Origin of the sequence: Spongiimicrobium salis, from assembly GCF_043678055.1 — a bacterium.
GTDB lineage: Bacteria > Bacteroidota > Bacteroidia > Flavobacteriales > Flavobacteriaceae > Spongiimicrobium > Spongiimicrobium salis.
Window position 1 is genome coordinate 276,396 of the sequence record NZ_JBHEQA010000002.1, and the last position, 21,990, is coordinate 298,385.

Genomic DNA, 21,990 nt, shown 5'->3' on the forward strand with positions numbered 1-21,990 from the left:
TGGGAGCGTTTAATAAATAAAGAAAACCCATAAGAGAGTACCTCAAAATTAAAGCAAATGAAAATAGATTTCAACAAAAATAAAGATGGATTAATTCCTGCCATCATTCAAGATGTCACTACTAAAAATGTATTGATGTTGGGGTATATGAATGAAGAAGCTTTTAATAAGACTAAAGAAAGCGGAAAAGTAACTTTTTTTAGTAGAAGTAAGCAGCGCCTGTGGACGAAAGGTGAGGAAAGTGGCAATTACCTAAACCTCGTAGCGATACAGAATGATTGCGACCATGATACCTTACTGATTTCGGTGCACCCTGTGGGGCCTACGTGTCATACGGGTAGCGATACCTGTTGGAACGGGGACAACAAACAGGATTATGGCTTTATTAGTACCCTGGAAGAAATAATTAGGGATCGCAAGGAAAATCCTGAAAACCAAGATAGTTATGTGGCCTCCCTTTTTAGAAAGGGAATCAATAAAGTGGCCCAGAAAGTAGGGGAGGAAGCGGTTGAAGTGGTGATAGAGGCCAAAGATGACGATGAGGAATTATTTCTTGGGGAAAGCGCAGATTTGCTATTCCACTATCTTATTTTACTACAAGCCAAGGGATATACTCTAGAAGATGTAATGGCAGTTTTAAAGGGAAGACATAAATAAAAAATGACCCTGTTTTTAGATTTCTCGCTGATTACAGGAATTTTAATGACTTTTCTGATGCTTTTTTCCTTGGTCAGAAAAAAAGAAAAGAGCAATGCCCAGCAGGTATTGTTGACTATTTTTACCCTGCTGTTTTTGGCACTGGTGTGTTATTATGGCTATTTGCATAAAATTTATGTGCTCCTGCTCAGCACGTATCTTTTTGTAGACACCTTCGATGTGCTTATTGGTCCTTTACTTTGGGTATATGTCCGCTGCATTACCAATAGCCCTTACAATACGCTGTATAAAAATAAAATCCATTTTATTTATCCTTTAATATCCACGCTATTAATTTCAATACCTTCCATGGTATTCATGGTTCAGGGTACTTTTGATGAGAGTATTTTAGGAACTCTAAATCCGTATTTTTCTTTTGAAATACTATATTCCTTGGGCTACACGATAGCTGCTTATACCAAACTTTTAAGTTTTCAAAAGGCGGTTAAACACAACTATTCCAATCTAGAGAACAAAGATTTAAATTGGATAAGGATTTTTTTAATAGGCATTATGGGAATCGCCCTTATCGATATATCTACTTCAATCTATGAACTGACTTTAGCAAAAGAGCTTTCGTGGAATATAGGATATCTTACCGTCCTTCCAGGGATACTTTTGTTGATTTATTTGGGCTATTATGGTATTTCCCAAGCCACTATTTTAGTGCCAGATTTTTTACTGAACCAATCGCATGCCTCGAAAACTTCTGAAAACCAATTTGCCCCCACCATTTCCAAGAAATATGAATATGATGCAGAGGAAATGAAGCAGTTGAAATTACAATTGTCTGCGCTGATGGAGCAACAAAAGCCCTATCTTATGGAGGATCTGACCCTAAGCCATCTTGCTAAAATGCTTTCTACCTCGGACAAAAAACTATCTACATTGCTTAATCAACATATGAAAATTTCTTTTTATGACTATGTAAATGGGTTTAGGGTCCAAGCGGTAAAGAATAGATTGAAAGAGAATTGGGATAGCACGTATACACTTTTGGGAATCGCCTACGATTGTGGGTTTAAATCCAAAAGCAGTTTCAATAGAATCTTCAAAAAGAACACAGGGCTATCCCCTTCAGCCTATAAAAAAAAGGAATAAGAGGTGCCAATGCTTCAATTGGGGCGATTTGAGCATATACAATGTGTTGTTTTACACTCAAATCAATACAATTTTGAGCAAATGAAACCAAAATCAAATACAACGATTGGTAAGACGACTTTTTATCTGAACATTGGCCTTTTTATGATTTGCCTCCTGACCCTAATAGGGTTGCGGGAATACGGTATTCAAACCCTTCAAGAGAATGGCGATTTTACCTATGATTCCCATACCTATCTACGCTTAACGGCCAATATTTTAATTATCATTCTGGCATTGGCCTTTATGAAAATTAACAAACTCTTTACATGGGCAGGATGGGGCTTTGGTAAAATTGAGAAAGGATATCTCTTAATTTTTCCATTACTATATCTTCCTTTGATCAATTATCTGTTTATGGACGATGTAGATACAAAGGTTTTATTCCCTCACATCCTGCTATTACTGGGGTACTGTATATCTATTGGGTTTTCAGAGGAACTGGCGTTACGTGCTGTTTTGCAGTCGTATATCATTAAATACCTAAAGAAAGACAAAAAAAGAGTCCTCTACGGGGTTTTTGGTGCCGCTTTTTTCTTTGCCATCTTACACCTGATTAAATTTGATAAGGGGGTGTATGGAGAAATGGCACAACTCCTATTTGCGTTCTTTATTGGAAGTATGTTTGGGATGCTCTTACTAGTGACAAAAAGACTATATCCACTGATTGTGATACACGCTATAATAGATTTTGTGGCTAAACTGGATAATGCAGGAATTCCAATAGATGGTAATGGTGCAGAACCTACTTCCTTGATTAGCGCCCTTGCCAGTGTAGTATTGACGCTCCCTTGTATGTTATACGCTTGGTTTCTTTATAAGAAGTATAAGGCGATGCCTTCTGGAAATTAGTCGCGCTGTTCATTCCTGGGTCACCACCAAACAATAAAGAATTTCTTAAAAACAGTTGCAGATTGCTTTTGCCACAATAACACGGCCTTTTTTTGAGACATATAGTGTTCCAAAGAGGCGAGAGCCTCGTTATATGCAACCCAAGCTACAGATTTGTGCGGAGGGAGCACTCGTTCTCTTTTGGATGGAAAGTAGTAGTCATACCTAACAAAATCCCTTTTTTTGAATACGGAAATGGACATCCATTCCCCTACAATGCATGCAGGGTTCAAAGGAGCAATGGAAGGAAGTTTGGAGGTGGCATAAGGAACAAACAATTGCGCTTTAAAACAGACGTGATGCTGTAGGTTGGCCCTATCTTCGATCAGATGTTCTTTGAGTATCGCTTGGGCTTCCGGACCATCCACTAAAGGAAACTGCTTCTCTTGTATTTTTTCTAATTTTTTATGGAATAGATCTACACGATTAGCTCCGGATAAGTGTTTCACAACTTGACCAAGAGAAGTGTCTATGATGTAAAACTTATAGGTGAGCTCCACATGAATAAGTTCAAGGGTGCTCGTTCTCCTCAAGAGGAAATCAATTTCCCCTAAAGTGGTTTTATTTCTTCTGATGGGGATATTATGAAGCAGTATTTCATAAGAAGCATCATAACGTAAAAGTTGCTGAAAAACATGCTCTATCTGATGACCAAGACGAATGTTCCCAGGAATAGGAGTGGGTTTAAACTGTGCCAAGTCTAGTGTCGGAAACGCAAACTGTTGCATTTTAAACTGCACCCCTTCCCATAAAGGAGGAGTTTCCATAAAAGCTTTATAAAATGCTAGATCATCTTGCATACTGCAGCGAATTTAGGGATAACCGTTAAGTTTTCATTAATAAGATATCACCGTTCTTAGAAATGTGTTATTTTTATAGTATGGCTATGAATACTAGGAAAGGCTTTCGTTTCTCATCATATGAAGCACCAGAGCAATCGCCCTTCGAAAAACTTTTTGAGATTTTTAAAGAACTCATTACCCATACTTCCGGGGATGTTGACGAAGCGTTGGATTGGTTGAGGGAATTGGATAAGGAATATGAACTTACCGATGAGAATTATACCATTGAAGATTTTATTGAAGATCTAAAGGCAAAGGGATTCTTGCGCGAAGAATTTAAGGATGGCGATGGGGAAGGTGCAGGAGATGGAAACGGAGATTTGGCCATTACAGCTAAAATGGAGCGCATTATTCGTCAACAAGCTTTAGATCAGATCTTTGGAAAACTAAAGCGAAGTGGTTCAGGAAATCACAAGACGGGAAAATCGGGTCGAGGAGATGAACATACTGGAGAGTTCAGGGCATATCGCTATGGTGATGGCTTGGAGCATATTTCAATGACGGAAAGTTTGCGAAATGCACAAATCAATCATGGCTTGGATAGCTTTTCTTTAAGTGAAGAGGATTTGGTGGTTGAAGATACCCAACATAAGGCGCAAATGAGTACAGTGCTGATGATCGATATAAGTCATAGTATGATTTTGTATGGGGAGGACCGTATTACCCCCGCTAAAAAAGTTGCCATGGCATTGGCAGAATTGATTACGACCAGATATCCCAAAGATACGTTGGATGTATTGGTTTTTGGAAATGATGCTTGGCCCATTCAAATCAAAGACCTTCCCTATCTTAAAGTAGGACCATATCATACCAATACTGTTGCCGGCTTGCAATTAGCGATGGATATCCTGCGAAGAAAACGAAACACCAATAAGCAGATTTTCATGATTACTGATGGAAAGCCAAGTTGTTTGCGCCTGCCCGACGGGAATTATTATAAAAATAGTGTAGGCTTGGACGACTACATTGTAGAGAAATGTTATAATATGGCAAGGCAGGCAAGAAAACTACATATCCCCATTACAACTTTTATGATTGCCCAAGACTCCTATTTGATGCAATTTGTGCGGCACTTTACGGAAGCAAATAAAGGGAAAGCATTTTACACAGGACTCAAAGGCTTAGGGGAAATGATTTTTGAAGATTACGAACAAAATAGAAGAAAAAGACTGAAAGGCTGATCAATTCCCTTAGATAAATGGCATTGATCAACTATAGAAATCAAAATAAAAAACGACTTTGGATTATAAGAACATTACGAATTTAGGAGCACTTAAGGCTTCTGGATATAGCGGAAAAGGAATTAAAGATGAATTACGGGATAATCTTATAAAGCGGATTCAGCATAAGGAAGAAACTTTTGATGGGGTTTGGGGATACGAAAATTCAGTGATCCCTGAATTAGAGCGCGCCATACTTTCCAGGCACAATATTAATTTATTGGGATTGAGAGGACAGGCGAAGACGCGTTTGGCCCGACTCATGGTAAATTTGTTGGATGAGTGGATTCCAGTGGTGGAAGGATCAGAAATCAATGATGACCCCTTAAAGCCCATGTCGCGTTATGCGTTGGAGTTAATCGAAGAAAAAGGAGATGATACTCCCATCTCTTGGTTGCATCGGGAGGAACGTTTTTTTGAAAAATTAGCGACTCCAGATGTTACAGTAGCAGACCTTATAGGTGATGTAGATCCAATCAAGGCTGCTAATTTAAAACTCTCTTATGCCGATGATAGGGTAATTCACTTTGGGATGATTCCCAGAGCAAATAGGTGCATATTTGTAATTAATGAACTCCCAGATTTGCAGGCAAGAATCCAAGTTTCCCTTTTCAATATCCTTCAGGAAGGAGACATCCAAATCAGAGGCTTTAAACTGCGATTGCCACTAGATCTACAGTTTATTTTTACCGCGAATCCTGAGGATTATACCAATAGAGGAAGTATTGTTACCCCACTTAAAGACCGTATAGGTTCGCAGATACTTACCCATTACCCGGAGAGCGTTGAGATTGCCAGAAAAATCACGGAACAAGAAGCAACTTTGGATGAACGACAATCCAATGCCATTCATGTTCCACATATCGCAAAAGATGTTTTGGAGCAAATAAGTTTTGAGGCTAGGGAAAGCGAATATGTCGATGCAAAAAGTGGTGTCAGTGCTAGAATGAGTATTACGGCTTTTGAAAATCTATTGAGCACCGCCGAACGACGATCCTTAAAAAATGGAGATGCCCAAACCAAAGTACGTCTAAGTGATTTTATGGGCGTAATTCCTTCTATTACAGGTAAGATTGAATTGGTTTATGAGGGAGAACAAGAAGGTGCGGGGGGAGTTGCGGCTATACTCGTTGAAGATGCGATAAAAACCTTGTTTCCATCATATTTCCCCAAAATAGAGAAGTTGCAGCATAGAGATACGGAAACGGCCTATGACGAATTGATCAACTGGTTTTTTGAAGGACAGGGATTGGAATTGTTGGATAGTACAACGGATAAGGATTATGAAGAAAGATTGAATAGCATTCCGGCCCTAAACGACTTGATCGACACCTACATTACCAATGTTCCGAAAGAGGATATTTACTTTTTTAAGGAGTTGCTCCTTTGGGGCCTAGTAGCACATAAAAAATTGAACAAACAACGGTTTGTGGAAGGATATCGGTTTAAGGATCCGTACGGAAATTTTATTAGCGGATTATAAACCCAAATACGTTACAAAAAAACAAAGGCCCGTTGTGCAAATTGCCAACGGGCCTTCTCATTTTCATAGCAATTTTCCTCGTTTAAGCCTGATAGGCCGGGAGATTGAAAATGAATGAGCTACCTTCTTTTGGGCGACTCAAAACCGTAATAGTAGTATCATGCAGGTCCATGATTTTCTTTACGATGGCCAATCCCAATCCATGACCGTTCTTTTTGGTGCTGTTATCCACTTGTTTATAGCGGTCAAAAATATAAGGTTGTTCACTGATTGGAATTCCTGTACCGGTATCCGTAATGTTAATTTCAATATTTTGATCCAGGCGCTTTATGGACAAGGTGACTTGCCCGTGGGGCTGTGTATATTTTATGGCGTTCTCTATAAGATTTTGCAAAGCTCGTTCTACAAGACCCACATCGGCAAAAACCATACTATTCTCCTGAGGATTGTCCAATTGCAATTCAATCTGTTTCTGTTTGGCAATTACATTGAATTTGGCAATAAGATCATGGGATAACTCTGTAATTGAGAAAGGTTCTTTAATGGGGGTAACCTGCTCAGCCTCCAATTTGGAATATTCAAACAATTGATTGATCAAATTGGAAAGTTTGTCAATATTGTCATTCGTAATCTGTAGATACTCCTCTTTTTCAGATTCGGTAAGCGTCTCCTTCTTTATTTGTAGTGTTTCAACATAGCCTTTAAGTATTGCCAAAGGTGTTCTTAAGTCGTGAGATACATTGGCAATAAGTTCGCGACGCAGGGAATCTACCGATTTCATTTTGTCGATATTCTCTACAATGGTATCGGCCATATTGTTAAATGCCTGCGCAAAAGTATGAATATCTGATTTTTCGGGATTTTTAATGCGTACATCCAGATCCCCTTCTTCAAATCTTCGTACAATTTTTGTAATGGACCGCAAGTTTTTTGTCAAAAACCAAATACTTAATAATCCGATCAAAGCCGCAAAAATCATGGTAAGCACCGTTGCTCCGATACCCAATTTAAAGAAGTATTGCCCCAATAGATTGGAACTAATGTTTTGAAAGCGTTCCCCGGCCAGTATAATATAGATATAGCCCTCACGGTCATCCTTTTCAAAATGTGCTGCAGAAAAAATCTTTTTTTCTCCAAATATTCTAGGATCATCCCCTAAAACATAGGCATTCTTATTGGAAATAAAAGTTTTTACGGCATTTAGGTCTACCTTGCCTTCTGGAGTATTTCCGTCTTCATCCAAAACCACAGAATACAAAATTTCTCCACTAATATCCAATAGATATACCTCAATACTTCTATTTACGGCCATCATATCGTGCATGACATCACCAAACAAAGCCTTATTGACACTGCCATCTTCTAAAAATGGAGAATCGGATTTAAATTTCTCTTCAATTAAGTGATTTGCCAAATTGGCATTTAGACGTTGTGCCGTAGCTTGACTGTGCTTATTGGCAAAATAGACAGAAACAAAAACGTAGGAAGCCCCCATCAAGAGGATAATGAATATAAAGGCTAGCCACATTTTTTTGATCAGCCTTGGTGTCAATGTTTTTTCCGAACCCGTCATAAGGTAATATCTTCATTAAATTTATAGCCTACTCCCCAAGTGGTCAAAATATAATTTGGATTGGCCATGTCTGACTCAATTTTGGCACGTAACCTATTAATATGTGAGTTTACGGTATGTTCGTATCCTTCAAAATTATATCCCCAGATAATATTCAATAATTCAGATCGGGAATAATTTCGGCCAGGATTGGATGCCATAAGAACCAATATTTCAAACTCCTTAGGAGATAATTCTATTTTCTTATTGTCCAAAAGGACTTTTCTTTTGTCAATATCAATGTGCAAATTTTCAAAATCAAGAACAGAAGTTTTCTTTTCTTCCTGCCCCACCGTATCAAATCTGCGCATTACAGCTTTTATTCGGGCTAATAACTCCCGTATGCTGAAGGGTTTTGTAATATAGTCGTCAGCGCCTATTTCTAAACCTAACACCCGATCAATTTCCTCAGATTTGGCCGTCAACATAATAACAGGCGTATTTTTTTTTGAGCGTAATTGTTTACAGACCTCTACACCATCCATAGAAGGTAAATTAAGATCTAGTAGCACAAGGTCGTAGTCATTCTTTAAGGCCATATTTAAGCCTTCCTCTCCATCCATTGCCTTATTGGTGCTATAGATGGTACTGGTAAGATGTATTTCCAAAAGTCTTATGATTTCCGGATCATCTTCAATAATGAGTATATTTTTCATGATAATAACAGTACGAATGAAATTAAATAATATCACAAAGTGGTCACAATAGCGTAAAAAAAGTGTGACAACTAAATTAAACCTGGTCGTTTGTGGAAGCTTAGTCGTAAAATTACTGGATTTTTTAAAAAAATAGTAAAGAATATGGCAATGGTCCATGGAAAAGGCCATTGGCTCATTTCTATGAAGCTATCCGACTGCCCTTAAAGAAGGGTGTTCAAGATTTACCAATGATCAATTTTATGGATATCTTCAAAATTGTAGTCGCCCACCATATCCTTTCGCTGTTTAAAAGTCAATAAGGTTAGCACCGGAAGTAAAATATGCAAGATCAATATAAAAATGCCCAAGGGGAAAAATGTTGAAGGGACCACGTGGTCTACATATTCCGTGTATTCATATAAGGTATCTGCCGCAGTATAGATTTTAAATAAATAGACGAACAATATACTGTATAAGGCATATTCTATATTCCGCATTTTTGGATCGGGGAATTCTTCTTCGGTGATTTTAAACCACATCACATAAAGGAAAACAAAATGAACAATGCTGAGTATTGGAAAAATATAATTGAGAGGGTCAAAAAAGTAAAAAGAATTGGTATACAATCCGTAAAAACTGGATAATACCAATGCAAGTAGGATACCTATAGATAACCTCAAGTTCTTTTTCCAGCTAATGTGTCGCAAAATAAACTTCATAGGGGAACGAATTTTAAGGGAGCAAACCACCTTATATAGCTGTAACGAAATCCATTTTTTTTTATTTCACAGGATCAAAGTATATAGTGGACAATGGCTTCCTCCCGTTTCATTCGGGGGCGGGATTTTCCATTTTGTCGATTTTTTCAAGTCTTTTTTTTCCCTTTCAGAGCCAAAAATTCCCTTTCAGAATAGTTTTTGGTGCGATACCGACTCTAAATGTGCAGTTTTGCCCTGGTTAAATAAAAAACTGTAATTCAAATTAAAAAGTTTAGAAAAATGAAAAAGTTATCAAAAATCTTATTGGCGGCATGGCTCATGGCCTTCGTAGCCTGTAACAATGACGATGAGGTCGTTGAACCCGTTGCCGAGACGCCCGCACAGGAAGAGACGGCGGCCGAGACCCCTGCAGAGGGCGAAGAGGGAGAGACCATGGAAGAAGTGGCCACCACCTCTTTCAACGTTACCATCTCCAACGTAGTGAACTTCTTGGAGGTTCAGATATTCAACCAGCCCGATGACGTGGACGGTGCCCCCGGACCACTTCCACAGCGTGGCGGATCCTATTGGGCGGACTTCCAGGCCGTGCCCGGAACAAAATTGAACTTTGCCACCATGCAGATCGTTTCCAACGACTTTTTCTTTGGCCCAACGGGACAAGGTATAGAATTGTTCGATGACAATGGACAGCCCGTCATCGGAGACGTTACCGATGAGGTATTGTTATGGGACGGTGCCGTTGAGGCAACAGATCCTTCACAATTTGCATCTGTGAGCGGAGGGAACGCGCCCAGCGAACCAGATCCTGACACAAGGGTACGTGTAGTCACTCCGGACGTGACCGATATGATCCGTGTGACCCTTGACTATAACGAGTCCACAAGGACCTTCCGTTTGTTGATCGTCAACCTTAGAGGTTCCGAAGATCCCGACAACCCTGTGATCCTATCCCCAGGTATCTTGGTGCTGCACGCCCTTGACAACCCATTGTTCACCACAGGTGAGCCGGACAGAGGTCTTGGATTGGCCGATATCTCCATCGCCGGTAACCCTACACGTCTTTTCGAGTGGTTCACCGAGACAGGTACCACTGGAGCGCCATTGCGGCTTTCCTCTTCTTATACCCTTTTCTCCCCAGGTGTGGTATACGCCTTTGGATCTGAGCGCGACCCGGTATTCGTACAGGGACAGCCAGCAGTAGAGGGAAGCGGTGTGGAAGAGATCGCAGAGGACGGGAACAACGGGCCTATCTTCGATTACATCAGCAACCAGTTGAACATCCCGGTAGCGGCAAGTGACCAGACCTCCAACATCGGACCTGGTGAGAGCCTTACCTTTACCTTGGAAGATGTTCCCGTGGGATACAGGTTCAGCTACAACACCATGATGGTGAACAGTAACGACTGGTTCCTATCCTACAACAACGTGGGCTACCCATTGTTCGAAGAGGACGGTACGCCTAAGAGCGGAACGGGAGCCTCTGCACGTTCCTACCTTTACGATGCAGGAACGGAAGTAGACCAGATCGTTGGTTTCGGTGCCGATCAGCCCATGAGACAGGCAGGACCGAACACCGGTGCCGCTGACGAGAACAACCTTACACGTAGGGTGACCGAGATCGAGGACGTACAGTTCGGAAAAGGTCTTATCGCCTCTCCTGCAGGAGTAGTATACTACGCGGACCCAAGAGGTGGGTACAACATGGTGGTCGTTACCATAGAGCCCATCCAGTAAGCTTTACGACATATCGGAAAACCTACAATTCCGAATACAACAAAAGCCTCCGAGAGATCGGAGGCTTTTTCTATGTTATGGGCCAAGAAGTAGAGGTTATATTTTCAATGGGATAAAACGTATTTTTACAGAATAAACGATAGGCATGAATAGAAAGAGGTTCTATTATCTTGTTAAGCTTCAGTTTTTAGGATTCCGATATTCTGGTTGGCAAAAACAACCAGATAGGAAAACTATAGAGGGGATGCTCACCAAAACCTTAAAGTTTATCTTAGCTGATACGAATTTTAAAATCCTTGGCGCAGGGCGTACAGATGCTAAAGTTTCTGCATTGGATGCGGCCTTTGAACTTTTTATAGAAGACAAGCCTTTACAGGACCTTGTGCTTTTTAAAGAGATATTCAATAAAAATTTACCATCTGATATAAAGATACTTAGTATTAATGAGGTAAATGAATCATTTAATATAATTCACAGCAGTAAGAAAAAGAAATATGTGTATTTGTTCTCTTTTGGAAAAAAGAATCACCCATTTTGTGCCCCTTATATGACCAATGTTCTGGATCAGTTGGACATTGCATTGATGCAAGAAGGAGCACAACTTCTTACAGGAACACATAACTTTAGGTCGTTCACTGCAAGACCCAGAGAAAATACGAAGGTGAGACGCACCATTATTTCTGCCAAGATTGAAGAGAATACGATGCTCCGGGCAAATTTTTTTCCAGAAAAAAGCTATGCTTTTATCGTTGAGGGAACCGGGTTTATGCGGTATCAAATCAGAATGATGATGGGGGCTCTTATCCAATTGGGCAAAAGAGAGCTGTCATTAACTACCATACAAACTTCCCTTAAAGAGGATAGTGATATTAAATTCACCTATGTAGCCCCTGGTTCCGGTCTTCATCTGCATAGCTTGGAATTTGAATAAACAGGTTGATATTGCTGCAATAGTATTCCAATTGGAATGTAGGGATAGGAGGGGTGCACTTAAAAGCATGGCCGGTACTGTTCTATTATTTTTCGTACTTTAGAAGGAAATGTTCTCGTATGCAAAAATGGGTATACATTCTTTTAATCATAACCGCAGTTTATATTGGAATCAGCATTTTGCTGTACTTGCTGCAGGATTTTTTTATGTTTAAACCCGAGAAGTTGCCTAAAGATTTCCAATTTCATTACGAAAATCAGGAAACCGAAGAGTATAATATTGGGACTAGGGATGGTGCTATTATCAATGGGTTGCGCTTTAAAGCCAAAAAGCCTAAAGGAGTGGTGTTTTATTTAAAAGGGAATTCTAAAAGCATCAAGGGCTGGGGCAAGTTTGCGGTAGATTTTACACGTCATGAATATGATGTGATTATGGTAGATTATCGAGGTTTTGGTAAAAGCACCGGAAGAAGGACCCAGAAAGCCATAAAAAGGGATTTGCAAATGGTCTATAATAAAATAAAGGAAAATGTGCCTGAAAAATATATTATTCTGTATGGACGTTCCCTAGGCTCTGGATTTGCCACAAAACTGGCATCTATGAACAATCCCAAAATGCTCATTTTGGATGCGCCCTATTATAGCTTGAGCAAGGTAGCCAAACGCTATATGCCTTTTATGCCCCTCTCCATTCTGTTGAAATTCCCTATGCCCACTTATAAATGGTTGAAATACGTGAATTGTCCAATTCATATTATTCATGGTACGGACGATAAATTGATTCCCTTTAAGACAAGTGTGAAATTATCCAAGATAAAGCCAAAGACCACACGTTTGTATAGTGTCATTGGAGGAGGGCATAAAAACTTGAACACTTTTGAATCGTATCATAAAATGCTAAGCGAGATCATACATAAAAAGCCTAGGGAAGTAAACCTGGAAGGGTCCAGTATTCATGTTGATCACCATAGAAAGGTATCCCATGCGAAGACTTAAAAAAGTACTTAAAGTACTATTGATTATATATGGATTGGTAACTGTTATGCTTTACTTCTTTCAAGAAAAACTTATTTTTTTACCCACAAGTTTACCATCATCACATACCTATACCTTTTCTGAACCCTATGAAGAATTGTTTTTGAATGCTGCGGATGGAGCGTCGCTCAACGCCCTTCATTTTAAAAAGGAAAACCCCAAGGGTTTACTATTGTATTTTCATGGAAATGCAGGCAATTTGGCACGTTGGGGGACTATTACAACTTTTTTTGTAGATATGGGGTACGATGTGTTGGTCATGGATTATAGGACCTATGGAAAGAGCACGGGAAAACTCAGTGAGGCGGCTTTATATGCCGATGCCCAACTCTTTTATGACTATGCATTGGACCGATATCCTGAAAATAAGATTACGGTATATGGGCGCTCCCTAGGTACGGGCATTGCTTCCTATATAGGTTCAAAAAATAAACCTGCACAGCTTATTTTGGAAACACCATACTATAGTTTAAAGGAGGTAGCCGTTAAACGCTTTCCTTTCTTACCGGTCAAATGGTTATTGCGCTATCAGTTTCCCTCTTTCCAATATGTACAAAATGTACAATGTCCCATTACTATATTTCATGGAACTAATGATGCTGTGGTGGCTTATGAATCTGGTGCGCGCTTATACGATTCCATTCCCATACAGGAGAAGAAACTATATCGAATAGAAGGAGGTTCACATAATAATTTAATTGAATTTGAGGGATATCGACAAGGAATTTCCGAAATCCTGGATAAACCATCAATCAAATAAATCTGAAGACAGATACCGATCGCCCCGATCACATACAATAGATACAATGATTCCCTTTTCTAGGGTGGCGGCTAATTTTAAAGCTGCTGCTGCTGCACCTCCGCTGCTCATACCGGAAAAAATACCTTCTTCCTTGGCCAACCTTTTGGCCATTGCTGCAGCTTCTTCCTGGCTTACTTCCAAGACACGATCTACTTTTGAGGGATTGAATATTTTGGGTAAATAAGCTTCAGGCCATTTACGGATTCCCGGTATTCTTGACCCATCTGTAGGTTGTACACCAACGATCTCAACGTTGGAATCCTGTTCTTTTAAATAGGTAGAAGTGCCCATAATAGTTCCTGTAGTTCCCATGGAAGAAACAAAATGGGTGATTTTACCGTTAGTATCCTTCCAGATTTCAGGACCGGTACTTTTGTAATGGGCCTTCCAATTATCATCATTGCCAAATTGATTTAAGGAAGTGTATCCCTCATTCTTTACTTTGGCTTCGGCATAGTCCCGAGCTCCTTCAATACCATCATCAGCAGGGGTTAAAGTAACTTTAGCACCATAAGCTCGCATGGTTTGCACGCGTTCTTTAGTGGAGTTTTCGGGCATGACCAATTCAATATCCAAATGATATATGCCGGCAATCAAGGCTAAAGCGATGCCTGTATTTCCACTGGTAGCCTCTATAAGTTTACTGTCTGTGGAGATATCACCTCTTTCAAGTCCACTACGGATCATATTAAAAGCAGCTCTATCCTTAACACTTCCTCCGGGGTTGTGTCCTTCCAATTTAAAAAATAAACGAACATTGGGGTTTTGGTTCAACACCCTCGATTCTACTAAAGGTGTGTTCCCGATCAAATCGAGAATATTATGAGACATGCGGTACTGTTTTTATTTTAATTTCTGGGGTATGATATACCGTTGATTTTGGTGGTAGGGATGCCGTGATCCAGGCATTTCCTCCAATAGTGCTGCCCTCACCAATAATGGTTTCTCCACCCAATATGGTGGCATTGGCATAAATAGTGACATTGTCCTCAATGGTAGGGTGTCGCTTTGTTTTTTGCAGATTCTTGGCAACATAATGGCCACCTAAAGTTACCCCTTGGTAAATTTTAACGTGGTTTTTAATAATTGCGGTTTCTCCAATAACAATTCCTGTTCCATGGTCAATATGGAACGAATCTCCAATGACAGCACCAGGATTAATATCCACACCTGTCTTGCCGTGGGCATATTCTGTCATCAAACGCGGAACCAAAGGAAAACCTTCTTTGTGCAATTCATGGGCAAGTCTGTAGATGGCTATGGCGTAAAAGCCGGGATAGGCCATATATACTTCCTCAACCGACATAGAAGCAGGATCACATTCCACGGTAGCTTCAGCATCTAAATTGAGCTTTTCCAAGACTACGGGTAATTTTTCCACATAGCGGCCCCATAATTTTTCACAGGAATTTTCATGATCCCAACAAGCCAATTCAACCAAATGTTGAAATTCCCTTTCCAAAAGATCTAGATTTTCTTCAACAGGAGTATCGATGTCAAAAAGTGTGTAAAAGAGTCTATTTGTGAAGGCCTCAACCTTTTCTTTTAGTTTAAACCTTAGATTGGGCTGTTTTTTATGTTGATTTATTTTACGTACAATAGATGCTTTGTCCATTTAAAATATATTGAAAATCAAAATTAACCAATATTTCAAAAAGACATGATTCAAAAAGGTTAACTTTAGCATAAAATATGAGAAATAATAAAACATGTCAAAAGTAGTGGTATCAGAGGAAATCCTTGATTTTTACCGAGAATTGGAAGAGAATAATAATCGCGACTGGTTCAATGCGCAAAAGAAAAGATTTAAGTCCTTGGAAGACAAGGTCAAGGAATTTTATCGTGCCATTGAGGCCCGCTTAAATGTTCATGATGAGATTGAAAAGATGAAAATCTTTAGAATTTATAGAGATGTTCGCTTTTCGAATGATAAAACGCCATTTAAGACGCATTTTGCCGGTTCTTTTTCCAGGGCAGGTGCTAGGAATAGAGGAGGGTATTATTTGCAGATAAAACCGGGTAAATCGTTTATGGCTACTGGATTTTGGGCACCATCCAAAGAAGATCTCTTTAGAATACGGAAGGAATTTGAATTGGATGCTTCTGAAATGCGAGAGGTGATGAATGAGGCTTCCTTTAAAAAGATGTGGGGGACTTTAGAGGGCGATGCCGTAAAAACAGCACCCAAGGGTTTTGATAAAACACATCCGGATATTGATTTAATCAAGCAGAAGCAGTTCATTTTCACAAGACACTTTACGGATAAGGAGGTGTTATCTGAGCGATTTTTAGATACTGTAGACTCCTCTTTTAAGGCAATTCGGCCCTATTTTGATCTTATGAGCGATATTTTGACGACCAATTTAAACGGGGAGTCCTTACTCGATTAATTCTGGCGTTTTTTCGAATAGCTGAATTTGATTTTTTAAACGTTCAATGACCATATTCATCATCCGTTTATTCAATGCGGAAGAATTTTGGATATAGCATTCATATTCTTCCAAGGTAAATTGGCCAATAAGCATTCCTTTAAGGGAATTTCTTAGTTTTATATCTTTTTGAATGGCATTCTCAATATATTCCAAACGTTTTTGGAGCGAAAGCTCATAGAATTTGTCTTTGTGTTTTTTGATGTAGTTTTTAAATGCGGCAACCAAAAGGAAATTCTGGAATTTAATTGTTGGGCGTAATGTTAAGTTCTGAAAACGCTCATCCTTGCTCATATTTTCTGTAATTCTTGCAGAAGCTATTTCCGGACGAATATCAAGTAGATATTGGGACCTATTGCTCATAATGAAGTGCTTTACCCTAAAGGTATACATTAAGAGTGCGTATCCGAGGATATCGAAAATTAGTTTTTAACGGCTTTATGAACATTGAAAACCGAGATTGTAGCGGGGATTTTTGAAAATGGGAATATTTTACACTTAATTTGGAGAGATAATAATTAAAATCGCCAAAAAACATGAAATTTGGAAAAGTTGAACAACCAGAAACGATAGATTTTACAATGCCTGAGGATCATCCAGATACGGTAGGGGTATTGGCGAAAAATAAAAATGGGGAACCGTTGCAGCTTTATGTCGGCTGTGCAAAATGGAATCGCCAAGATTTAAAGAATTTCTATCCAAGGGGTACCAAAGACGAATTACAATATTATGCATCGCAATTTAATTCCATTGAATTGAATGCCACGTTCTATAGAATTTTTCCAGCAGAACAATACAGCAAATGGTACGACAAAACCCCGGAAGGTTTTAAGTTCTTTCCTAAAATCTCCCAAGATATTAGTCATTTAAGACGCCTTAATGATGCCGTATACCCTATAGTGGATCGCTATCTGGAAGTTACAGCCAATCTAAAAGAGAAACTTGGAACCATGTTTCTCCAGTTGCATGGAAATTTTGGTCCTAAGAACTGGGATCGTGTGCTGCGTTTTGTGGAATATTGGCCTAAGGAATTTCCTTTGTCGATGGAATTTAGACATACCGATTGGTTTAATGATCCAAAAGTGTCTCAGGAACTATTTCACTTATTGGAAGAAAACAACATCTCCAATACTTTAGTGGATACTGCAGGTCGTAGAGATATCATGCACATGCGATTGACTAAGAATGAGGCGTTTGTGCGTTATGTAGGCGCCAATCACCCTAGTGACTATACCCGACTTGATGATTGGGTGTTGCGATTAAAAAGATGGCATGAACAGGGGTTGACGAACATTCATTTTTTTGTGCATCAAAATTTGGAGTTGGAATCCCCTTTGTTATCCGCATATTTTATAAAAGCCATGAATAAAGCTTTTTCTACACAGTTAAAGGTGCCGCAGACGTTACATCCGCCGAAAACCTTATTTTAGAAGGAGCAACCGTGTTAAAATACAGTAACGACTAAAGACAAAAGAAATACTACGATATACTTAATGAGTGTGGCCATAATTGGATATGGTTTTTGGTTGGTTAAAAGTATTGATTTTCAGTAAGATTTGGCCCGAAAGCCCTTAAAATTTATTGAAAACTTAACAGTTTTGAATAATGATTTTAATTTTTTGTTAAATAAGAAGAGCGCTTTTTTTCCTTTGCATTTATGCTTAATTTGGCCTTCAAAATATTGGAGCATGAAAAAAATAATTGGATTGGTAATGGTCTTTTTTGCTTGGACCCAAGTAGGAGCCCAGGAAACATTGACTTTCCCCTCTAAAGATGGATTGTCGGTAACAGCAGATTATTACCAAAAACAAGGGGCAAGTACCTTTATCTTGTTGTTTCACCAAGCGGGATGGAGTCGAGGTGAATATAAAGAGATTGCTCCTAAGTTAAATGCCATGGGCTATTCGTGTATGGCCGTTGATTTACGCTCAGGAGGGTCCGTAAACAACGTTGTAAATCGTACAAATCAAAAAGCGGGCAAAGCAAATAAGCCGACAGCATTCGTAGATGCTTATCAAGATATCGATGCAGCAGTGTCTTATGTGAAAAATACCTACAAACCTAAAAAGATTATTTTATGGGGTAGTTCCTATTCTTCAGCATTGGTCTTAAAATACGCAGGGGACTACCCTGAGGCAGTGCAGGCTGTTTTGTCATTTTCTCCAGGAGAATATTTTGGAAAGAAAGACTATATCTCCAGTAGCGCTAAAAACATCAAGGTGCCTACCTTCATTACTTCCTCAAAAAACGAAGCTGGCAGCTGGAAGAGTATTCACGCAGCCATTGCTACAGATTCAAAAACCAGCTACCTTCCCAAGACTAGAGGGAATCATGGTGCTAGGGCACTTTGGGCTAAGTTTGATGATCATACAGGCTATTGGGAAGCGGTCAAAAGCTTCCTAAACACGATTCCATAGGTTTCGTATACGTAAATGGAAAGTCAGGGTTAGGATGCTTTGATAAATACCCAAACCTGATGTGTTCATAAATATCTATCGTATAATAACTTGGCCTAAGCATTAACGATACCTTTTGCTATAGTTTTAAGCTTTTTGAAGGGATGCGGCAATGGCCTGCACTTCATCCAATACCCGAAGCAGGTTTCCTCCCCATAACTTTCGTATCTCCTCTTCGGTATACCCTCTTTTCACCAATTCCAAGGTAACATTATAGGTTTCTGAGGCATCGGACCAACCACGTATTCCGCCCCCACCATCGAAGTCGGAACTAATGCCTACATGATTGATTCCAATTTGTTTTACCATATAATCAATATGATCCACAAGATCAGATACGTTTACTGCTTCTGGAGCATCCTTTTTGGTTTTTGCAACCTCTTCCCCAATGGTTCGGATTTGGAAGGCATTTTCCCGAAATCTTTTTATTTGTGCATCAGTAAGGCTCGCAAATTCTGAGCGGTCATACCACTCCAATTGTAAGGAATCTGCTACTTTTTTGAAGATATTTCTCATATAAGCAGCTCTTGCTTCATGTTTTTCTGTATTCAAATAGGAGCTAAAAGCTACGGTTTGTACAACCCCGCCATTCTCTTTGAGCCATAATAATTGTTCGTCATCCAGATTTCTACTATGGTCACATAGGGCTCTAGCTGAGGAATGCGAAGCTATTATTGGAGCTTTGGATATGGCAATCATTTGGCGCATTGCCTCTTTTGAGGGATGGGAAACATCGATCATCATTCCCAGTCTATTCATTTCACTAACAGCCTTTTGTCCTAGTTCACTTAAACCATTGTGTAACCAAATGCTATCTCTTTCCCCCGTATTGGAATCACAAAATTGACTATGTCCATTATGGGATAAGGAAATATAACGAGCTCCCATTTCATGATATTTTTGGAAATTCTCAAGGTCTTCGCCCATGGGATATGCATTTTCAACGCCGATCATGGCTACCTTTTTACCTGCGGCATCTATTCTTCTAACATCATCGGATGTTAAGGCCAATTCAATTTTATCAGGAGCAAATTCCTTGCAGAGCCGATGTATTGCATTAAACTTATCCATTGCATTGGCAGCCGCATTGGTATAACCCTCAGCGTTTAACGAATCTTGACCGGTATAAACAATCAACCAGGAAACATCTAAACCACCTGCTTCCATTTTTGGTAAATTGACTTGGGTGTTAAGATCTTGGGTGTAATTGGTAAGCGGGGTAAAATTTTTGGTATTGATATCATCATGAGTGTCGATAGTAATGACAGATTGGTGAATTCTTGTCGCTTTTTCTTCTAGGCTTTCTTCCTTCTTTTTTTCTGAATTCCCACAACAGACTAAAAGAGATAACCCAAGGAATAGCAATGCATGTTTCATAATTGTAAGATTTTATACCTACAAATAAAACGATTTGACAACAGAAAATGAAGCTTAGGTAACATTTAATTGGTTATGGCCCATGAATTAAGGAGTTTTAAACAAATAATAGTCAGTACGTTCATTAAAAAACCAAATCAAAAGTAATCACAGTACATATTTTAACCCCCAAAATTAGCTGTTCCATTGAAACCTAAAGACCTACTACAACACGTATCCGAACTAGAAAAAACACTGGATAGTTTTTCCTTCGAAAAACTCAATTCAGAAGAAGCGGCACAACTCAAAAAATCCTTTGACTTGTTCAAAAACATGCTACAAGCAAAGATTCCGGCTAAAGCATACGCTTCATCCGCGCCTGTTCATTTGGATTTTGATGAAACTCATGCTCCCCTGGCCGCGGAAACCGAAAATATAGCAGTAAAAACCAATGGAAATTCAGAGGAAAGCATGCTCATAGCTAAGGTTAGTCACGAAATAAGAACTCCGCTCAATGGAATTATCGGCTTTACCGATCTGTTGAAAGAAAGCAACCTTAGTCAGGAGCAATTGGAACATGTGAACACCATACAATCAGCTTCCAATAGCCTTATGGATATCATTAACGAGCTTTTGGAATACTCAAAACTATCTGCTGGTATTGAGCATTTTGAGTCCATTAATTTCAACTTTTACAGCATTATCAGGGACGTAATGTATTTATGCAATACGCTTATAGTAGACAAGGAAGTGAAGCTGGAAATAGACATGGATACTAGGATTCCCGAAGTATTGATTGGAGATCCTTCCAAGCTGTCCCAAGTACTGCTAAATTTGATCGGAAACGCTATAAAGTTTGTAGAAACAGGAGGAATATGCCTAAAGATCAGCTTAAAAAAGGAAAATAAGGACCAACTGTGGTTGGCCTTTGATATTACGGATACTGGAATCGGAATTTCTGAAGATAACTTAAAGCACATTTTTGATTCTTTCCGACAGGCAGAACGCAATACTTATGTCAAGTATGGAGGTTCCGGACTTGGATTGAGTATCGTAAAACAAATTATTGAAAACCTTAACGGAGATATCAAGGTTTCCAGTAGCCTTGGAATAGGAACTACATTTAAGTTTACACTCCCCTATAAAAAAGGAGTTATGGCCGAAATGGCTACGGAAACGCCGGATGAAACCTTTATTGAAAACGAAAAAACGGCACTTAAGGGGATGAAAATTTTGGTTTTTGAAGACAATACCCTGAATCAGAAACTAATAGAACAACGCCTTAAGATATGGGGCTGCGAAACTTTCATTACAGATAACGCCCTCTATGGCTTAAGCATTTTGGAGAAGAATAAAATAGACCTTGTGCTTATGGATCTGCGTATGCCCAAGATGAATGGTTATGAAGTGACGGAACGCATAAGAAATAGTAAAAATCGCTTTGTAAAGCAAATACCAGTAATTGCGCTTACTGCCGATTTCACCATCAAGGATAAAGACCAATGCCTGGCCAACGGAATCAATGACTATATCCTAAAACCATATAGTCCCAATGAATTATTAAGAAAGATTATTGAAAATAAGAATAAAACCAACATGGATACACTACACGTAATTGAATCAACAGGAATAAATGCAAACGAAGTAAACCCTAAAGTAGATTTAGCACCAGTGCTGGAGGAATGTATGGGAGAACTGGATCTATTGGATGAACTCGTAAGACTCTATAAACAGAATGCTCTTGAATTTATGGGTAAAGTCAAGATTCACTTGAAGGGGCAGGATATGGAGCAATTGGAATTTGCAACCCATAAGATAAAATCTGGTTTGGCCATGATGCATACACATAGTTTATATGATATAGCGGCGCAAATGCATAAAATATGTAAGACCAATAAAGATAGCAAGCATTTGGAGTTTTTATACGATTGCTTCCTGGAAGAATATGAAAAAGTAGAAAAAGCAATAGACCAAGGCGTGGCTGATTTGAGGCAAGGGAAATAAATA

At 39.2% G+C, this 21,990-nt stretch carries 21 protein-coding genes; 13 read left to right on the plus strand and 8 right to left on the minus strand.

From position 1 onward, the window contains the following. The first annotated feature begins 57 nt into the window (after nt 1-57). The 3 genes from hisIE (at nt 58) to ACEXOE_RS10620 (ending at nt 2,688) form a co-directional block, all read left to right on the plus strand. Nucleotides 58-657, plus strand: a complete 600-nt coding sequence (gene hisIE / locus ACEXOE_RS10610) for a bifunctional phosphoribosyl-AMP cyclohydrolase/phosphoribosyl-ATP diphosphatase HisIE (RefSeq protein ID WP_394748757.1) — start codon at nt 58-60, stop codon at nt 655-657. 3 nt (nt 658-660) lie between these two features. Then, nucleotides 661-1,797: a helix-turn-helix domain-containing protein gene (locus ACEXOE_RS10615; RefSeq protein WP_394748758.1), complete on the plus strand. Its 1,137-nt coding sequence runs from the start codon at nt 661-663 to the stop codon at nt 1,795-1,797. An 81-nt stretch (nt 1,798-1,878) separates the two neighbouring features. Further along, nucleotides 1,879-2,688 carry a CPBP family intramembrane glutamic endopeptidase gene (locus ACEXOE_RS10620; RefSeq protein ID WP_394748759.1) on the plus strand — a complete coding sequence of 270 codons (810 nt, stop codon included), beginning with the start codon at nt 1,879-1,881 and terminating at the stop codon, nt 2,686-2,688. 20 nt (nt 2,689-2,708) lie between these two features. On the opposite strand, the gene ACEXOE_RS10625 is transcribed toward ACEXOE_RS10620, so the two are convergent. Further along, nucleotides 2,709-3,527: a DUF1853 family protein gene (locus tag ACEXOE_RS10625; protein WP_394748760.1), complete on the minus strand. Its 819-nt coding sequence runs from the start codon at nt 3,525-3,527 to the stop codon at nt 2,709-2,711. An 80-nt stretch (nt 3,528-3,607) separates the two neighbouring features. Between ACEXOE_RS10625 and ACEXOE_RS10630 the strand changes: the two genes are divergently transcribed. Both ACEXOE_RS10630 and ACEXOE_RS10635 read left to right on the plus strand, forming a co-directional pair. Further along, the gene (locus ACEXOE_RS10630) at nt 3,608-4,750 is read left to right on the plus strand and encodes a vWA domain-containing protein (protein WP_394748761.1); all 1,143 of its coding nucleotides are present in this window, start codon (nt 3,608-3,610) and stop codon (nt 4,748-4,750) included. 58 nt (nt 4,751-4,808) lie between these two features. After that, complete coding sequence (locus ACEXOE_RS10635) at nt 4,809-6,272, plus strand: AAA family ATPase (protein ID WP_394748762.1); 1,464 nt, start codon at nt 4,809-4,811, stop codon at nt 6,270-6,272. Between the two features lie 82 nt (nt 6,273-6,354). On the opposite strand, the gene ACEXOE_RS10640 is transcribed toward ACEXOE_RS10635, so the two are convergent. From ACEXOE_RS10640 to ACEXOE_RS10650, 3 genes are all read right to left on the minus strand, one after another. Beyond that, nucleotides 6,355-7,845, minus strand: coding sequence for a HAMP domain-containing sensor histidine kinase (locus ACEXOE_RS10640; RefSeq protein ID WP_394748763.1), 1,491 nt, complete (start codon nt 7,843-7,845; stop codon nt 6,355-6,357). Then, nucleotides 7,842-8,540: a response regulator transcription factor gene (locus ACEXOE_RS10645; protein ID WP_394748764.1), complete on the minus strand. Its 699-nt coding sequence runs from the start codon at nt 8,538-8,540 to the stop codon at nt 7,842-7,844. The genes ACEXOE_RS10640 and ACEXOE_RS10645 overlap by 4 nt, the downstream gene beginning before the upstream one ends. A 224-nt stretch (nt 8,541-8,764) precedes the next feature. Next, nucleotides 8,765-9,241 (minus strand): hypothetical protein, encoded by a 477-nt coding sequence (locus tag ACEXOE_RS10650; RefSeq protein ID WP_394748765.1) that lies wholly within the window; start codon nt 9,239-9,241, stop codon nt 8,765-8,767. A 279-nt stretch (nt 9,242-9,520) separates the two neighbouring features. Between ACEXOE_RS10650 and ACEXOE_RS10655 the strand changes: the two genes are divergently transcribed. The 4 genes from ACEXOE_RS10655 to ACEXOE_RS10670 all read left to right on the plus strand — a co-directional run bounded on the left by ACEXOE_RS10655 (nt 9,521) and on the right by ACEXOE_RS10670 (nt 13,700). Then, nucleotides 9,521-10,975, plus strand: a complete 1,455-nt coding sequence (locus ACEXOE_RS10655; RefSeq protein WP_394747873.1) for a spondin domain-containing protein — start codon at nt 9,521-9,523, stop codon at nt 10,973-10,975. 145 nt (nt 10,976-11,120) lie between these two features. Then, nucleotides 11,121-11,906, plus strand: coding sequence for a tRNA pseudouridine(38-40) synthase TruA (gene truA / locus ACEXOE_RS10660; RefSeq protein WP_394748766.1), 786 nt, complete (start codon nt 11,121-11,123; stop codon nt 11,904-11,906). A gap of 119 nt (nt 11,907-12,025) precedes the next feature. Beyond that, the gene (locus tag ACEXOE_RS10665) at nt 12,026-12,901 is read left to right on the plus strand and encodes an alpha/beta hydrolase (RefSeq protein WP_394748767.1); all 876 of its coding nucleotides are present in this window, start codon (nt 12,026-12,028) and stop codon (nt 12,899-12,901) included. Then, complete coding sequence (locus tag ACEXOE_RS10670; RefSeq protein ID WP_394748768.1) at nt 12,888-13,700, plus strand: alpha/beta hydrolase; 813 nt, start codon at nt 12,888-12,890, stop codon at nt 13,698-13,700. The genes ACEXOE_RS10665 and ACEXOE_RS10670 overlap by 14 nt, the downstream gene beginning before the upstream one ends. Here the strand turns inward: ACEXOE_RS10670 and cysM are convergent. Together cysM and ACEXOE_RS10680 are read right to left on the minus strand one after the other, a co-directional pair. Beyond that, nucleotides 13,689-14,573, minus strand: coding sequence for a cysteine synthase CysM (gene cysM / locus ACEXOE_RS10675; RefSeq protein ID WP_394748769.1), 885 nt, complete (start codon nt 14,571-14,573; stop codon nt 13,689-13,691). The genes ACEXOE_RS10670 and cysM overlap by 12 nt on opposite strands. Beyond that, entirely contained in the window at nt 14,563-15,357 is a 795-nt protein-coding gene (locus ACEXOE_RS10680) for a serine O-acetyltransferase (RefSeq protein WP_394748770.1), read from the minus strand. Before ACEXOE_RS10680 ends, cysM begins: the two co-directional genes overlap by 11 nt. 94 nt (nt 15,358-15,451) lie before the next feature. Here ACEXOE_RS10680 and ACEXOE_RS10685 point away from each other — a divergent pair, with 94 nt between their 5' ends. Beyond that, nucleotides 15,452-16,132, plus strand: a complete 681-nt coding sequence (locus ACEXOE_RS10685) for a DUF2461 domain-containing protein (RefSeq protein WP_394748771.1) — start codon at nt 15,452-15,454, stop codon at nt 16,130-16,132. On the opposite strand, the gene ACEXOE_RS10690 is transcribed toward ACEXOE_RS10685, so the two are convergent. Then, nucleotides 16,121-16,534 (minus strand): glyoxalase, encoded by a 414-nt coding sequence (locus ACEXOE_RS10690; protein ID WP_394748772.1) that lies wholly within the window; start codon nt 16,532-16,534, stop codon nt 16,121-16,123. The genes ACEXOE_RS10685 and ACEXOE_RS10690 overlap by 12 nt on opposite strands. A gap of 173 nt (nt 16,535-16,707) precedes the next feature. Between ACEXOE_RS10690 and ACEXOE_RS10695 the strand changes: the two genes are divergently transcribed. Together ACEXOE_RS10695 and ACEXOE_RS10700 are read left to right on the plus strand one after the other, a co-directional pair. Then, nucleotides 16,708-17,601, plus strand: a complete 894-nt coding sequence (locus tag ACEXOE_RS10695; RefSeq protein WP_394748773.1) for a DUF72 domain-containing protein — start codon at nt 16,708-16,710, stop codon at nt 17,599-17,601. 258 nt (nt 17,602-17,859) lie between these two features. Next, nucleotides 17,860-18,588 (plus strand): alpha/beta hydrolase, encoded by a 729-nt coding sequence (locus ACEXOE_RS10700; RefSeq protein ID WP_394748774.1) that lies wholly within the window; start codon nt 17,860-17,862, stop codon nt 18,586-18,588. A 126-nt stretch (nt 18,589-18,714) separates the two neighbouring features. Here ACEXOE_RS10700 and ACEXOE_RS10705 read toward each other — a convergent pair whose 3' ends face one another. Beyond that, nucleotides 18,715-20,004: a dipeptidase gene (locus tag ACEXOE_RS10705; protein WP_394748775.1), complete on the minus strand. Its 1,290-nt coding sequence runs from the start codon at nt 20,002-20,004 to the stop codon at nt 18,715-18,717. A 186-nt stretch (nt 20,005-20,190) separates the two neighbouring features. Between ACEXOE_RS10705 and ACEXOE_RS10710 the strand changes: the two genes are divergently transcribed. After that, nucleotides 20,191-21,987, plus strand: a complete 1,797-nt coding sequence (locus ACEXOE_RS10710; RefSeq protein WP_394748776.1) for an ATP-binding protein — start codon at nt 20,191-20,193, stop codon at nt 21,985-21,987. Nucleotides 21,988-21,990 lie beyond the last annotated feature (3 nt).